The sequence below is a fragment of the Actinophytocola oryzae genome (assembly GCF_004364325.1).
Classification (GTDB): Bacteria; Actinomycetota; Actinomycetes; order Mycobacteriales; family Pseudonocardiaceae; genus Actinophytocola; species Actinophytocola oryzae.
In genome coordinates, this window is the sequence record NZ_SOCP01000035.1 from 1 (window position 1) to 14,530 (window position 14,530).

13 protein-coding genes and 1 tRNA gene are annotated in these 14,530 nt (G+C 68.7%); 6 read left to right on the forward strand and 8 right to left on the reverse strand.

The annotated features are described in order from the left end of the window. The first annotated feature begins 123 nt into the window (after positions 1-123). Genes CLV71_RS46415 through CLV71_RS46425 form a run of 4 tightly spaced genes read left to right on the forward strand, consistent with a single transcriptional unit; the run spans position 124 to position 3,360 of the window. On the forward strand, positions 124-1,254 hold the full coding sequence (locus CLV71_RS46415; RefSeq protein ID WP_208298065.1) for an alpha/beta fold hydrolase: 1,131 nt from the start codon (positions 124-126) through the stop codon (positions 1,252-1,254). 4 nt (positions 1,255-1,258) lie between these two features. Further along, positions 1,259-1,546, forward strand: coding sequence for a TetR/AcrR family transcriptional regulator (locus CLV71_RS50540; protein ID WP_341771728.1), 288 nt, complete (start codon positions 1,259-1,261; stop codon positions 1,544-1,546). 33 nt (positions 1,547-1,579) lie between these two features. Further along, positions 1,580-1,843 (forward strand): acyl-CoA-like ligand-binding transcription factor, encoded by a 264-nt coding sequence (locus CLV71_RS50545; protein WP_341771729.1) that lies wholly within the window; start codon positions 1,580-1,582, stop codon positions 1,841-1,843. Positions 1,844-1,860: 17 nt separating this feature from the next. Further along, the gene (locus CLV71_RS46425) at positions 1,861-3,360 is read left to right on the forward strand and encodes an FAD-dependent monooxygenase (protein ID WP_133909379.1); all 1,500 of its coding nucleotides are present in this window, start codon (positions 1,861-1,863) and stop codon (positions 3,358-3,360) included. 99 nt (positions 3,361-3,459) lie between these two features. Here CLV71_RS46425 and CLV71_RS46430 read toward each other — a convergent pair whose 3' ends face one another. Beyond that, a complete protein-coding gene (locus CLV71_RS46430; protein WP_243867521.1) occupies positions 3,460-4,368 on the reverse strand; it encodes a serine hydrolase in 909 nt (302 codons plus the stop codon). Between the two features lie 109 nt (positions 4,369-4,477). Between CLV71_RS46430 and CLV71_RS46435 the strand changes: the two genes are divergently transcribed. Then, positions 4,478-5,458, forward strand: coding sequence for a threonine ammonia-lyase (locus CLV71_RS46435; RefSeq protein WP_133909380.1), 981 nt, complete (start codon positions 4,478-4,480; stop codon positions 5,456-5,458). 21 nt (positions 5,459-5,479) lie between these two features. Here CLV71_RS46435 and lon read toward each other — a convergent pair whose 3' ends face one another. The 7 genes from lon to CLV71_RS46470 all read right to left on the reverse strand — a co-directional run bounded on the left by lon (position 5,480) and on the right by CLV71_RS46470 (position 12,752). Beyond that, positions 5,480-7,849: an endopeptidase La gene (lon, locus tag CLV71_RS46440; RefSeq protein ID WP_133909381.1), complete on the reverse strand. Its 2,370-nt coding sequence runs from the start codon at positions 7,847-7,849 to the stop codon at positions 5,480-5,482. 60 nt (positions 7,850-7,909) lie between these two features. Next, positions 7,910-8,815: an amidohydrolase family protein gene (locus CLV71_RS46445; protein WP_133909382.1), complete on the reverse strand. Its 906-nt coding sequence runs from the start codon at positions 8,813-8,815 to the stop codon at positions 7,910-7,912. Beyond that, positions 8,812-9,288, reverse strand: coding sequence for an SsrA-binding protein SmpB (gene smpB / locus CLV71_RS46450; RefSeq protein WP_133909383.1), 477 nt, complete (start codon positions 9,286-9,288; stop codon positions 8,812-8,814). The genes CLV71_RS46445 and smpB overlap by 4 nt, the downstream gene beginning before the upstream one ends. 32 nt (positions 9,289-9,320) lie before the next feature. Next, on the reverse strand, positions 9,321-10,223 hold the full coding sequence (gene ftsX / locus CLV71_RS46455) for a permease-like cell division protein FtsX (RefSeq protein ID WP_133909384.1): 903 nt from the start codon (positions 10,221-10,223) through the stop codon (positions 9,321-9,323). A 53-nt stretch (positions 10,224-10,276) separates the two neighbouring features. After that, positions 10,277-10,966 carry a cell division ATP-binding protein FtsE gene (gene ftsE, locus CLV71_RS46460; RefSeq protein ID WP_133909385.1) on the reverse strand — a complete coding sequence of 230 codons (690 nt, stop codon included), beginning with the start codon at positions 10,964-10,966 and terminating at the stop codon, positions 10,277-10,279. A gap of 119 nt (positions 10,967-11,085) precedes the next feature. Then, positions 11,086-12,201: a peptide chain release factor 2 gene (gene prfB, locus CLV71_RS46465; RefSeq protein WP_133909386.1), complete on the reverse strand. Its 1,116-nt coding sequence runs from the start codon at positions 12,199-12,201 to the stop codon at positions 11,086-11,088. 50 nt (positions 12,202-12,251) lie between these two features. Beyond that, positions 12,252-12,752, reverse strand: a complete 501-nt coding sequence (locus CLV71_RS46470) for a PadR family transcriptional regulator (protein ID WP_133909410.1) — start codon at positions 12,750-12,752, stop codon at positions 12,252-12,254. Between the two features lie 1,463 nt (positions 12,753-14,215). Here CLV71_RS46470 and CLV71_RS46475 point away from each other — a divergent pair. Next, positions 14,216-14,292: transfer RNA gene (locus CLV71_RS46475), tRNA-Met, on the forward strand. The last annotated feature ends 238 nt before the right edge of the window (positions 14,293-14,530 follow it).

Consider the following 14,530-nt stretch of genomic DNA (forward strand, 5'->3'; position numbering starts at 1 on the left):
TCGAACTCGCCGACGAGCGCTACACCCGCCTGGTCCTCCAGGTCGACGATCCACGCACGACCGTGACGCTGGTCGAGAACGCCCTGCGCTGAGCCGATGTTCCCCCACTTTGCCGCGGTCGCGATGTCGCTGGTCGCGATGACCGCCACCCCGGCCGAGCCGACACCCTGCCTCGTGCCCGCCGCCGACCGCGAGATCGTCTTCACCGTCGACGGGACGACGACCTACGGCACCCTGCACGTTCCCGCCCACCGGGCAGGGCACCGCCTGCGCGCCGCCCTGCTGCTGCCCGGCAGCGGCCCCACCGACCGCGACGGCAACCAGCCGACCGCCTCCCCGAACACCCTGGCGCAGGTGGCCGGCGCGCTCGACGGCGACCGGGTCGTCACGCTGCGGTTCGACAAGTACGGCACGGGCCACACCGGACTCGGCGCCTACCGCGACCACCCCGCAGCACTGGACTACCCGGCGTTCGTGCGTCAGGCCGCGGCCGCTTACGAGGTGCTGCGCGAACAGCCCGAGGCCGACTCGCACGCGCTGCTGATCGTCGGCCACAGCGAGGGCGCCATGACGGCGCTGGTACTCGGCGGCACCGTCCACCCGCGCCCAGCCGGTCTGGCCCTGCTGCAACCGCAAGCGATCCGCCTGCTGGACCTGGTCGCGCTGCAACTACACGCCCAGACCGCCGAAGCGGCCCAGCAGGGCCAGTTCACCCCAGAGCAGCAACACACGATCGACACGGCGACCGACGCCGCCGTCACCGCCCTGCGCGAACACAGGCCCATCGACACCACCGACCTACCGCCCGCTCTCGCGCAGCTCTTCACGGCCTTCCAAGGGCAGAGCAGCCGGTTCGTGGACAGCGACGACGACGTCTATCCACCGGACACCGCCGCAACCCTACGGCCAGGGACCAGCGTGCTGCTGACCTGCGGCACGAACGACGTCCAAGTCCCCTGCGCCACAACCGACGCTCTGACCGTTGCCCTAGGTCGCGCGCACGTCGGCCGACCGGGCCGGATACCACTGCCCGGAGTGGACCACCTTCTCCACGACACCAACCACCCGAACACCCCGCCCCGGCCGTGCTCGACGCCCTACACCAGTTCACGCGACACTGAGACAAGCCCGCAGCCGACGCCACACAAATCCCCAGTCGACCGCACCAGTCGGCCCAGGCGTCCCGTGTCCAGGCTTACCCGAAACCTTGCCAGAGTGGAAATATTGCCACTTTGGCAATTTTCTGTATGGTGAGTCCATGCCGGAGCTCGGGCTGCGGGAGCGTAAGAAGCGGGAGACCCGCCTCGCGTTGAGCCACGCCACCATCCGGCTCGCCGTGGAGCGCGGCTGGGACAACGTCACCGTCGAGGACATCGCCGCCGCCGTGAACGTGTCCGAGCGGACCTTTCGCAACTACTTCGGCAGCAAGGCCGAGGCCGTGGTGGCCACGCACGTCGAGCGGGCGCGGCGGATGGCCGACGCGTTGCGGGAGCGCCCCACCAGCGAGCCGCTCTGGGACGCGGTCGTCAACTCGGTACTCACCTAGTTCGAGGCCACCGGTGACCGACCTACGGCCGGGCTGCGGAAACTCCTTGCCGAGCCAGCGATCCAGCACGAGGTGTTCCGCGCCCACGCCATGGCACAGGACCAGCTGACCGCCGCCATCGCCGCACGAACAGGGACCGCCGTCACCGACCTCTACCCCCAGATCGTCGCCTCCGTGGTCAGTGCCGGGCTCGGCACCGCTATGACGCGCTGGGTCCAGCACCCGTCCGGGTCCCTCGTGGACCTGTTGCGGGACGTGTTCGACCAGATTCGCGCCGGGTTGCCCGAGCCGCGATGACAGAGTGGGGAAAGCCAATGGACGTCGTCATCATCGGTGGTGGGCCCAACGGGTTGATGCTCGCCTGCGAGTTGGCCCTCGGGGGTGTGCGGCCGGTCGTGCTCGAACGGCTCGCCGCACCCAGCACCGAGCCGAAGTCCAACGGGCTCGTCGGGCAGGTCGTGCGGATGGTCGACCGCCGGGGTCTGTACGAACGCCTCGGCGGCCAGCCCGGACCACCCGTGCCCAACAACGCCTACTTCATGTTCGCCGCGTTCCCGCTCGACCTCAGCGTCCTCGACGACAGCCCCGTCTACAACCTTGGGGTGCCGGAGGTGAAGACCGTGCGGGTGCTGGAAGAACGAGCACGGGAACTGGGCGCGGAGATCCGGCGCGGACATGAGTTCGCCGGCCTCGTCCAGGACGCGGACGGTGTCACGGTCTCCGTCCGCACGCCCGACGAGAACTACGAGCTGCGCACACGATACCTCGTCGGCGCGGACGGCGCCTCCAGTTCCGTCCGCAAGGCCACTGGCGTCGGGTTTCCCGGTGTCACGCGCGATCGGACCACCAGCCGGCACGCACACGTCACCGTTCCGGCCGACATGCTCGACGCGACCAGCGGTGCGCTCGACGTTCCCGGCCACGGACCCGTCCTGCCGTTCCTGCCCGTCCGCACCGACCACGGCGGCTTCACCTACGCGCCGATGCCCGGCCGTCCCGTGCTGGTCGCCACCACCGAGTGGGACGAGCCGGAGTCCCGTGAACCCATGACGCTCCAGGAGATGCGTGCCAGCATCACCCGCGTGCTCGGCGTCGACGTCCCGGTCGGACCGCCGCCAGGGGACGGTCCACACGTGCTGCGCCGCCTGCGTGGCGGCAACACTCGCGTCGCCGAGCGTTACCGGGACGGCCGGGTGTTCCTCGTCGGCGACGCCGCGCACGTGTTCGCCGCCGGTGGCACCGGGCTCAACACGGGTATGCAGGACGCGATGAACCTCGGTTGGAAACTCGCCGCGGCGCTCACCGGCAAGGTGGACGTCCTGGACACCTACGAGACCGAGCGCCGCCCCGTCGCCGAGCGGACGATCACCTACGCGCAGGCCATCTCCGCGCTCCTCGCACCCGGGGAGGAGGTCAACTCGCTTCGCACCCTGTTCGGCGAACTGCTCACGCATCGGGACACCGTCAGGACCATCGCCGACATGGTCGCCGGGGCGGACGTCCGCTACCCCGTCGGCGGCAACGCCCACCCACTCTCCGGCTGGCCCGCTCCCGACCTGGACCTGCGGACTGCCGACGGCACGATCCGCCTCGCCGAGTTGGTGCGCGACGCGAAACCACTGCTCGTCGACCTCACCGACGCCGGCGACCTGGTCATCGACGGGGTCGAGACCGTGCACGCCAAGGCGGACACGGACGCCACCGCACTCCTGCTCCGCCCCGATTCCTATGTCGCCTGGGCGTCGAGCGATCCGCTTCCGGAGACGGACACCCTCCGCGCCACGGCCCGCGAATGGTTCGTCAAACCCAGGTGAGGGAATCTCCCGCAGCGCCGGGCGCCCAGGTCGGTCCGCCTCACGGTGGATCGACCTGGGCGCCTACGGACAACCGGCAGGGCTGTGGGTCCTCTTTGGTCAGAGTCCGTCGGAGTCGCCGTCGTACACGGCTTCTGCCAGGTCGGTGATGCGGTCGGCCGAGTCCTGCCAGGACAGCGTCGTCGGCTCGAGTGTCAGTACGACCACGATCTTCTCGTCGTCCGTGCCGGTGGTGTGCATGGCCCGGCTGGTCAGGTCGATGTCCGGAGCGGTCTTCGATCGGGCGTGGTCGCGGTTGACCGCGGCGATCGCGTCCCGCACCTCCTGGGTGTCCGGCACGACCTGGCTCTGCTCCACGCACTCCTCACCAGGAGCCGGCGCCGCACCGAACCCGGACCACCCCTGCTTGTAGGCCCACGCGCCCGGCAGTGCGCTCGGGATCCCGAACGACTGGTCGAACGTGTCGGCAGCACACCTCGTGGCCTGGTACAGGTTGCCCATGATGAAGTCCCGGTAGTTCGGGTGGGCCTCGGTCAGGATGTACTGGTACGTCCGCACGACGTCGGCCGCACTGATCGCGGTGTAGCCCCACTTCCCGCGTTCGGCAGGCGGTGCGGTGTCCGGCAGGCCGATCTCGGCGGCCATCCGGACGACGATCTGCTCCCAACCGTCACGCACCCACAGCACGCTGGCCGCGTCGTCGTCGCTGGACCGCAGCATCGGCTCCAGGAGAGCCAGATCCTCTGGCGGGATCACGTACTCGGGACCGTGGGACTCCAGGTAGTCCAACGCGATGAACAACTTCACCACCGACGCGGACCGGTACTGCTTGTGCACGTCGTGTCCCCACGACGCACCCGTCTCCCGGTCGAACACCGCGTAGCTCGCCGTCATCCCGTCCGGCAGGTCGACCGCCTCGGAAGCCGGCGAGGCCACCGCCGCGCCGGACATCATGACGACCGCGGCCGGTCCCAACATCAGCGCACACAGGCGCCGAACAACCTTCATGTCATTGCCCCCAGGCAATCTCGAGGATTCGGAAGATCCACACCGTAGCGGCAGCCGATCTTGACGAGACACTCGACCCACAGGTGTCACACGTGTGTATGGTCGCGACGTGCTCGAGACGCGGCTTGATCTCGGCCGGATCCACGCGGCCCGCGACATGATCGATCCGGTGTTCCTGGGAACCCCGCTGTACCAGTGCGATGCCCTGGGTCGCGTGCTCGGTTGCACGGTCAGCGTCAAGCTCGAGACGGCGAACCCGGTCCGCAGCTTCAAGGCGCGGGGTACCGAGCTCGTCGCGAGCCTGCTGGCCGAACGCGGCGAGAACGCCGTGGTGTGCGCCAGTGCCGGCAACCTCGGGCAGGCGCTCGGTTGGTCGGGCCGCCGCCGTGGGCTCGACGTGACGGTCGTGGCGTCGCGGCGGGCACCTGCCGCCAAGCTCGACCGGATCCGCGCACTGGGTGCGGAGCTGGAACTGGCGGACGGCGACTTCGAGCTGGCACGCGCCCGAGCCGCGGACATCGCGGGGCAGCGCGGCATCCGGCTGGTCGAGGACAGCCTGGACATCGAGACCTGCGAGGGTGCCGCGACGATCGGTCTGGAGCTGGCCGAGGCATCCACCTTCGACAGCGTCCTGATCGCCCTGGGTGGGGGTGCGATGGCCACCGGAGTCGGTCACGTCCTGAGGACACTGGCCCCTGGCGTCGAGGTGATCTGCGTGCAGCCCCTCGGTGCACCGGCGATGACCCGCTCCTGGCACGCGCGCCACGTCGTCACCACCGAGTCGGCCGACACCATCGCCGACGGCGTCGCCGGCCGGTACCCCATCCCGGAGGTCCTCGACGACCTCCTCGCGGTCGCCGACGACGCCGTGCTCGTCCGCGAGTCGTCGATCATCGCGGGCATGCGGATGCTCCTGGAGCACGCGGGCCTGGTCGTCGAGCCGTCAGCGGCCCTCGGTGTCGCCGCCGTTCTGGAGGACCCTGACCGTTTCGCCGGGCGTCACGTCGTCACCGTCATCTGCGGCGGCAACGTCGACCTGGACGCCTACCAACGCTGGGTCCACAGCGGAGAAGGGCCCTCACCGGGATGAGGGCCCTTCTCCCGGGAACCGTCAGGCGGCGACCGTCGCGGCGGCGGACACCGGCGCGAGTGCCACGTCCAGCACCTCACGCACGTCCGTCGCCAGGTGGACGGTCAGCTCCTCCAGCACCGACGCGGGCACGTCGTCGAGGTCCGGCTCGTTCCGCTTGGGCAGCACGATCGTCGTGATGCCCGCGCGGTGTGCGGCGAGCAGCTTCTGCTTCACCCCACCGATCGGCAGGACCCGTCCGGTCAGCGACACCTCACCGGTCATCGCGACGTCCGACCGCACCGGACGACCGGACAGCAGCGACGCCAGCGCGGTCGTCATCGTCACGCCCGCCGACGGGCCGTCCTTGGGCACCGCACCGGCCGGCACGTGGATGTGCACGCCCTGCTCCGCGAGCGACGACACCGGGACCTCCAGGTCGGCGCCGTGCGACCGCAGGTACGACAGCGCGATCTGTGCCGACTCCTTCATCACGTCGCCGAGCTGTCCGGTCAGCGTCACCCCGGTCGCGCCGGAGTCCTTCGACGCCACGGACGCCTCGACGAACAGCACGTCCCCGCCCGCACCTGTCACGGCGAGGCCGGTCGCGACACCCGGCACCGCGGTGCGTTCCGCGGACTCCGGCGTGAACTTCGGCTGGCCGAGGTAGGTCCTCAGCGAACCGGTGTCCACAGTCAGCGGCAGTGACGCCGAGCCGAGCGACAGCGACGCGGTGATCTTGCGCAGTACGCGTGCGATCGCCCGCTCCAGCTGTCGGACGCCTGCCTCCCTTGTGTACTCCCCTGCCATCAGCCGCAGCGTGTCGTCGGTCAGCGTGACCTCGTCGGCACCCAGCCCCGCGCGTTCCAGCTGCCGGGGCAGCAGGTGGTCGCGGGCGATGACGACCTTCTCGTCCTCGGTGTAGCCGTCGAGCGTGACCAGCTCCATGCGGTCGAGCAGCGGGGCCGGGATGGAGTCGATGACGTTGGCGGTCGCGAGGAACACCACGTCGGACAGGTCCAGCTCGACCTCGAGGTAGTGGTCACGGAACGTGTGGTTCTGCGCCGGGTCCAGGACCTCGAGCAGTGCCGCGGTGGGGTCGCCCCGGTAGTCGGAGCCGACCTTGTCGATCTCGTCGAGCAGCACGACCGGGTTCATCGAGCCCGCCTCGGAGATGGCGCGGACGATGCGGCCCGGCAGCGCGCCGACGTAGGTGCGCCGGTGGCCGCGGATCTCGGCCTCGTCGCGGACGCCGCCGAGGGCGACACGCACGAACTTGCGGCCCATGGCACGCGCGACCGACTCACCCAGCGACGTCTTGCCGACCCCGGGAGGACCGGCGAGCGCCAGCACGGCACCGCTGCGCCGACCGCCCACGACACCCAGACCCCGCTCCTCACGGCGCTTGCGCACCGCCAGGTACTCGATGATGCGTTCCTTCACGTCGTCGAGCCCCGCGTGGTCGGCGTCGAGGATCTCCCGCGCGCCCTTGATGTCGTAGGCGTCGTCGGTCCGCGTGTTCCACGGCAGCTCGAGCACGGTGTCGAGCCAGGTCCGGATCCAGCCGACCTCAGGTGACTGGTCCGAGGTGCGTTCCAGCTTGTCGACCTCGGTCAGCGCGGCCTCCCGCACCTTCTCCGGCAGGTCGGCGGCCTCGACGCGGGCGCGGTAGTCCTGCTCCTCGGTCTCCGGCTTGCCGTCCAGGTCGGACAGCTCCTTGCGGATGGCCGTCAGCTGCTGGCGCAGCAGGAACTCCCGCTGCTGCTTCTCCATGCCTTCCTGCACGTCCTTGCGGATGGTCTCCGCGACGTCCAGCTCGGCGAGGTGCTCGCGGGTCCACTCGAGCAGCTTGCCCAGCCGCTCGGTCACGTCGACCGTCTCGAGCAGCCACAGCTTCTGGTCGTTGTCGAAGTAGGGCGCGTAGCCGGCCAGGTCGGCGAGCGCGGACGGGTCACCCTCGGACTGCACCGAGTCGACGACCTGCCACGCACCACGCTCCTGCAGCATGGTGATGACCAGCGCCTTGTAGTCCTTGGCCAGCTCACGCGTGCGGTCGGTCACGGGCGCCTCGTCGGTCACCTCGGCCTCGACCCACAGTGCGGCACCCGGGCCCGTGGTGCCCGCCCCGATGCGTACGCGCTCGGTGCCGCGGACCACGGCGGCCATGTCACCGCCCGGCATGCGGCCGACCTGCTCGACGACGCCGAGCACCCCGTACCGCGAGTACTTCCCGTCAAGGCGCGGCACCAGCGCCACGCGTGGCTTGTCCCCCTCGGCGACCGCCCGCGCGGCCTCCACCGCGGCGCGGACCTCGGTCCCGTCGGTGCCGGCCATGCGAATCGGCACGACCATCCCCGGCAGGAGCACCGTGTCGTCCAGCGGCAGCACCGGGAGCGTCAGCGACTCTGCCATGAGTTCACCCTCCAAAGTTGAGTCTGTCCTACTCAACCCCGGGAGTGGCCTGGTTGTTTCCTATTGCTGTTCGCCGACAGCGAGCAGGCGCCGGGGCGTGTCCCACAGCACAGCACGCAGGAACGGCTCGCCCAGCCGGTCGTCGGCGGCTGCCCAGCCCGCGATGGCGCGCAGCTGGGTGGCGTAGTCGTAGGGGATGTTGGGGAAGTCGGTGCCGAGCGCCACCCGGTCGGCGGCCCCGGCCAGGCGAGCGGCCCAGTCGTCGGGCAGCAGGGCGTCAGCACTGTTGAACGGGACTCCCACCATGGTGGTGTCCAGGTGCGCGTTCGGGTACCGGTCGAGCAGGTCGAGTGCCAGGCCGTGGTCGGGTGCGCCCGCGTGTGCGAGCACCGCCACGAGCCGGGGGTTGTGCCGCAGGACGTCCTCGAAGACGTCGAGGCCGGTGAACTTGCCGGGCACCGGGCCGTGTCCGCAGTGGATGACGACCGGCACCCCCGCCTCGGCGAGCTGTCCCCAGACGGGGTCGAGCAGCGGGTCGCGCGGGTCGTAGCCGCCGACCTGGATGTGGGACTTCACACATCGAACGCCCAGGTCAAGGGCCTGCCGCACGTAGTCGTCCACGCCGGGCTCCGCGAAGAAGGTGGCGGTCGGCACGGCTTCGGGGGTCTGTGCGGCGAAGTCGCGGACCCACTCGTTGAGCCACGCGGCCATGTCCGGCTTGTGCGGGTAGACGAGCGGCGCGAAGTGACGTACGCCCAGGTCACGCAGGATGGCGAGGCGGTCGTCCTGCGGCAGCCGGTAGTTGATGGGCCACTCGGTGCCGTACTCGGCACTCGCCCGGTCGAAGAAGGCCCAGACCTTGCGCTGCACCTGTTCCGGCAGGAAGTGGACGTGCAGGTCGGCCAGTCCGGGGAGGCCCAGCGCCGAGGTGAACGCCGGGACCTCCTGGTCGGACTCGGGGATCAATACCGCCCCTTGAGCGCCCGCCCGTGCGCGCGCGAGATCTCGCGCTGCGCGTCCCGCTTGGCGAGCGACTGCCTCTTGTCGTACTCCTTCTTGCCCTTGCCGAGCGCTAGCTCGACCTTGACCTTGCCGTCCTTGAAGTACAGGGACAGCGGCACCAGCGACAGGCCGCCCTCCCGCGTCTTGCCGATGAGGCGCTCGATCTCGTTCCGGTGCAGCAGGAGCTTGCGGGTGCGGCGCGGCGTGTGGTTGGTCCACGTGCCGAGCACGTACTCCGGGATGTGGAGGTTGCGCAGCCACACCTCGCCGTTGTCGACCGTGGCGAACGCGTCAACCAGCGACGCCCGGCCGAGGCGCAGCGACTTGACCTCGGTCCCCATCAGCGCGATCCCGGCCTCGTAGGTGTCCAGGATCGTGTAGTCGTGCCGCGCCTTGCGGTTCTGCGCGATCGCCTTCTGGCCACGTTCCTTCGACATGGTGACAACTCTACGTGTGCACGCACGCCGTTTTACTGGCGCACGTACAGACGTAGCGTCACGTAGCCGGTGATCGCGGAGATGCCGATCGCCGTCAGCAACAGCCACGGGGAGATCAGCAGGATGTCGATGCCCTCGATCGGTCTGATCACACCCGCGGAGAACGGTCCGGCCAGCAGCTTGTCGAGGAACCAGAGCTTGGCGAGGACCAGCAGACCGATCGCCAGCACCGCGCCGATGACACCCGCGACCACCGCCTCCAGGAGGAACGGCAGCTGGGTGTACCAGCGGGTCGCGCCGACCAGGCGCATGATGCCGACTTCTGTCCGCCTGGTGAACGCCGAGACCTGGACGGTGTTGGAGATCAGCAGCAACGCGGCGACGGCCTGGATGAGCGCGACCACGAACGTCAGGTTCCGGACACCGTTGAGTGCGTCGAAGAACCTGTCGAGGAACTCGCTCTGGTCCGCGACGGAGTCGACGCCCACCCGGCCCGTGAAGGTCTGCTTGATCACGTCGGGCCGGTCGGGGTTGTACAGCTTGACGTTGAACGAGGCCGGGAGGGCCTGCGGCCTGGCGAGCTTCAGCAGCTCGGGCTGTGAGGAGAAGATCTCGGTGAACCGCTTGTAGGCGGCGTCGCGGTTCTCGTAGGTGACGGTCTCGACGGCCGGGTTGTTCTCGAGGGCGGTGCGCAGACCCGAGCAGGGGTCCTCGGCACAGCTCTTGTCGTTCGCTGAGATGTCGTCGGTCAGGTAGACCTGCACCTGCAGCTTGTCCTCGTAGACGGCCTGGGTCTTGTCGATCATCCGCACAACCAGGAGGCCGCCCCCGAGCAGAAGGAGCGAGACCATCGTGGTGAGGATCATCGCGACGGTCATCGTCACGTTCCGGCGGAGGCCGGTGAGGACCTCGCTGAAAACGAAGCTGGCACGCATCGGGGGAAGGCGTCCTTGTGGTCGGGAGGGCGGGGTTGGTGCGGGGTGTCCTGCTAACGGCCTACGCCGTAGACCCCACGTGAGTCGTCGCGCACGACCTGGCCGAGGGACAGCTCGACGACCCGGCGCCGCATGGAGTCGACGATCGAGTGGTCGTGGGTCGCCATCAGCACGGTCGTGCCGGTGCGGTTGATCCGCTCCAGCAGCAGCATGATGTCCTGGCTGGTGTCAGGGTCGAGGTTTCCGGTCGGCTCGTCGGCGAGCAGCATCAGGGGCCGGTTCACGAACGCCCGCGCGATGGCGACGCGCTGCTGCTCACCACCCGACAGCTCGTGCGGCATCCGGTTGGCCTTGCCCTCGAGCCCCACGAGTTCCAGGACCTCGGGAACCACTTTGCGGATGGTGTTGCGCGGCTTGCCGATGACCTCGAGCGCGAAGGCGACGTTCTCCGCGACGGTCTTGTTGTGCAGCAGCCGGAAGTCCTGGAAAACGCAGCCGATGGACTGGCGCAGGCGGGGGACCCTGCGCCGGGACATCCGGACGACGTCGAAGTTCGCCACGTAGACACGGCCCTTGGTGGGCACTTCCTCACGCAGCAACAGGCGAAGGAATGTCGACTTTCCTGACCCGGACGCGCCGATGAGGAAGACGAACTCACCCTTGTCCATCTCGACAGTTACGTCCTCCAACGCTGGACGCGTTGAGGTCTTGTACACCTTCGAAACGTGCTCGAGCCGGATCACGAGGCGAGAGTGTACCTCCGACCGTTATCGACCTGTTGCCTTGGGAGCCCCACCTCGTGACCAGCGAAGATCACCGACCGCGCACAGTCGCCTGACCACCACGGACAGGTGCCGGAGGACTACGAGGCGGTCGACTGTGTCCGCCGCCACCGGATGCCGGCCTCGAGGAAACCGTCGATCTCCCCGTCGAGGACGCTGGACGGGTTGCCGACCTCGTACTCGGTCCGCAGGTCCTTCACCATCTGGTAGGGGTGCAGCACGTAGGAACGCATCTGGTTGCCCCACGAGGACCCGCCGTCACCCTTGAGCGCGTCCATTTCCGCGCGCTCCTCCTGGCGCTTGCGCTCGAGCAGCTTCGCCTGGAGGACCCGCATGGCGGCGGCCTTGTTCTGGATCTGCGACTTCTCGTTCTGGCAGGACACCACGATCCCCGTCGCCAGGTGCGTGATGCGCACGGCGGAGTCGGTCGTGTTCACGCTCTGCCCGCCGGGACCGGAGGACCGGAACACGTCGATGCGGATGTCCTTCTCCGGGATGTCGACGTGGTCGACGGCCTCGACGAACGGCAGGACCTCGACGCCCGCGAACGATGTCTGCCTGCGTCCCTGGTTGTCGAAGGGGGAGATGCGGACGAGGCGGTGCGTGCCCTGCTCGACGGACAGCGTGCCGTAGGCGTAGGGCGCGTCGACCTTGAAGGTGGCGGACTTGATGCCGGCCTCTTCCGCGTAGGAGGTGTCGTAGACCTCGGTGGAGTAGCCGTGGCGCTCCGCCCAGCGCAGGTACATGCGCAGCAGCATCTCCGCCCAGTCGGCCGCGTCGACCCCGCCTGCCTCGGAACGGATGGTGACGATCGCGTCGCGCTCGTCGTAGTCGCCGGAGAGCAGCGTGCGGACTTCGATGGACGCGATGTCGGCATGGAGACGGTCACGCTCCGTGTCCGCCTCGGCGCGTGCGTCAGCGCCGTCGGCGCCTTCCTCCTCCGCGAGCTCGTAGAGCACGCCGAGGTCATCGAGGCGCTGACGCAGTTCCTCTATGCGTCGCAGCTCGCTCTGCTTGTGCGAGAGCTGACTCGTGACCTTCTGTGCCGACTCCGGGTCGTCCCACAGGTCCGGACGGGCCGCCTGCTGCTCCAGATCGTCGATCTGGGCACGCACAGCGTCCAGGTCCGTCACCGCCTCGACGCTGGCGAGGGTGTCGGACAGTTCCTTGATGTCAGCCGCGACGTCCGGGTTCACGTCATGAATCTACCGTGAACCCGCACGCCGTTCGCCTCAGGCGAGGTGTTTCAGGAGGTCGGAATGGAGTCGAGCAGTTTGAGCACTGCCCGCGCGCGAGCCACACCGAACTCCGCGATCGCCTTCGAGTAGGCCCCGTCGGCGGTCTTCGCCGCGGTCTTGGCCGCCTCGTGCTCATCGGAGTAGACCTTCTTGGCCGACTCGATGAGCGCCGCTCGCTGCTTCGCCGTCAGGGCGTCCGCGTGGACGAGACGGAGGATCAGCGGGCTGCGGAGGTGGTCGGGACCGGGCTCGCTACCGAGCCACGCCTTGAACGCCTTCTTGCCCGCAGCCGTCACCAGGTACTGCTGGCTGGACCGCGGCCCCTGCTTGCCGAGCCGGACGAGGCCGGCGTCGGCGAGTGCGGGGAGCTCGCGGTAAACCTGACTCCGAGTGACGCTGAAGAACGACCCAAATCGATCACGGGCAGCCGAGACCAATTGCCCACCAGTAGCCGGACCTTCGTGCAGCAGCCCCAAGAGGGCAGCCGCGGTTGCATTCAGTTCAGACACCTTACCACCGTGCCACGAATGGACGGCGGTGTCCACAGTGGCCGAGCATCTGTCCACTGTGGCTAGTAGGCCATTTGGCGGGCTGTTGAGCCGTGTTCCAGTCGCACAGTAAGCGGCCGAGCGTCGATCCCCAAGGGAGCCAACGAATCCTTCGCAGCGCGAACCACCTCGCCGGACAGGGCCCGTACCAGGGGAAACGGTGGAATCCCCAGGCCAGGGGAGACTTCAGCGGGCCGCCGGGAGCGTCGAATCAGCCCTCGATCCCTACGCACATTTTGGACTTCCCCGGCCGTTCCGAGGCGCCGGATCAGTGCGAAAAATAGCGCTACTCCATCCGGGTAAAGATGTGCGTACGGCCAGAAGTGAATGCTCCGCTCGCGACGGATCCGGTCCACCACAGCGGACCCGACGACCGGAAGAGTCCTGTGTGGACGACAAGGTGGACAGTCCGGGCACGTCCAACTGCACATGCAGGCGCCGTGTGCACAACGGAATGAAGCCAAGCGGCAGATCACCGTGCCGCCAAACAGCCTACTGGGCGCCGAGTCCACGGGAGACCGGAAATCGGGAATACCAAATCCGCGTCAGGTCGAGACTTCCGGAATCGACACTCCACCCCGAGATCACCGCGTCACCCGGAGAGACTCGATCCATCCGGGTGAGACTGATCTCGGCCATCCGAGTGGTTCAGACCTCCGCGAACAGCGAACGGCGCCTGCCAAAGCCTCTCCCACGGGCGACCAATCCCCCACCCAAGTGCGAGCAATCTTCCACTCAAATGCGGACGGCGGGATCCATAACGCCGCCAACCCCCGGCCCCAACCAACCCGAAGCCCCGCCGAGACCCACACCGAACGGCCCGACCCGACCAACTCGGACTGTGAGGTGCCCATCCGACCCGGACCCCCCGACCTGACCGACAACGCGGCCCATCCGGCACGACTCGGCAGGCCCGATCCCACCCCGAGACTGGCCCCACAGGCCTCCCGGCCCACCCGGCCGACACCCGAGTCCACTCACCCCGGCAACCGACCCACCCGGCAGCCCACCCACCCCGGCAACCGCGACACCTTCCCCGCCGATTCACCCACCGAACCCGAGCGAGAGTCCCACTCGTGCACCAGGGGGTCCCCCGGTTTCAACGCTACGCGGGAGCACCGACGGTCCGGGCCGCACAAGCGGCAACCGGCGGCAAGACCACCCACCCATCCCGAGCGAGAGTCCCATTCGTGCACCTGGGGCCCCCGGTTTCAACGCTACGGGCGAGCACCGACATCCAGTGGCCGGCGGAGGTGGCAGCCGGGCACAACCACCCAGCTCGCCAGGGCCCGTAGCGCGGCCTCGGTCCTCCCGCGTTGGTCCCCGACACCCCGAACCGGCACGTTCCCGCAGGTCAGAGTGCATATGACCCCCCGGTGGAAACCCCTCTCAAACCCGTTGTATAGTTCTGCACATAACAACAACGCGGGGTGGAGCAGCTCGGTAGCTCGCTGGGCTCATAACCCAGAGGTCGCAGGTTCGAATCCTGTCCCCGCTACCACACCAGAAGGCCCCTGTCCGACACCACGGACAGGGGCCTTCTGCTATTCGACCCTCCACAGGCACGTAGCGAATTCACATTTCGCCCGCACGCCGCGACCTCGGACCCTCTCCGTGCCCCACGTCACAGCCGGCGCTCCGAAGTGGACAGACCTGAAATGCGACGGCTTCGAAATATGAATGCGAACTTCGAAAACGCGCGCACGAGTGCCCGAGTCGTGTTCGGACAGAGCCCGGAA

Excerpts from the sequence above, each read along its gene's own strand:
- lon (WP_133909381.1), bottom strand. The coding sequence starts at position 7,849 with ATGGCAGAGTCGCTGACGCTCCCGGTGCTGCCGCTGGACGACACGGTG.
- CLV71_RS46415 (WP_208298065.1), top strand. The coding sequence starts at position 124 with ATGTCGCTGGTCGCGATGACCGCCACCCCGGCCGAGCCGACACCCTGC.
- ftsX (WP_133909384.1), bottom strand. The coding sequence starts at position 10,223 with ATGCGTGCCAGCTTCGTTTTCAGCGAGGTCCTCACCGGCCTCCGCCGG.
- CLV71_RS46425 (WP_133909379.1), top strand. The coding sequence starts at position 1,861 with ATGGACGTCGTCATCATCGGTGGTGGGCCCAACGGGTTGATGCTCGCC.
- CLV71_RS46430 (WP_243867521.1), bottom strand. The coding sequence starts at position 4,368 with ATGAAGGTTGTTCGGCGCCTGTGTGCGCTGATGTTGGGACCGGCCGCG.
- smpB (WP_133909383.1), bottom strand. The coding sequence starts at position 9,288 with ATGTCGAAGGAACGTGGCCAGAAGGCGATCGCGCAGAACCGCAAGGCG.
- CLV71_RS50540 (WP_341771728.1), top strand. The coding sequence starts at position 1,259 with ATGCCGGAGCTCGGGCTGCGGGAGCGTAAGAAGCGGGAGACCCGCCTC.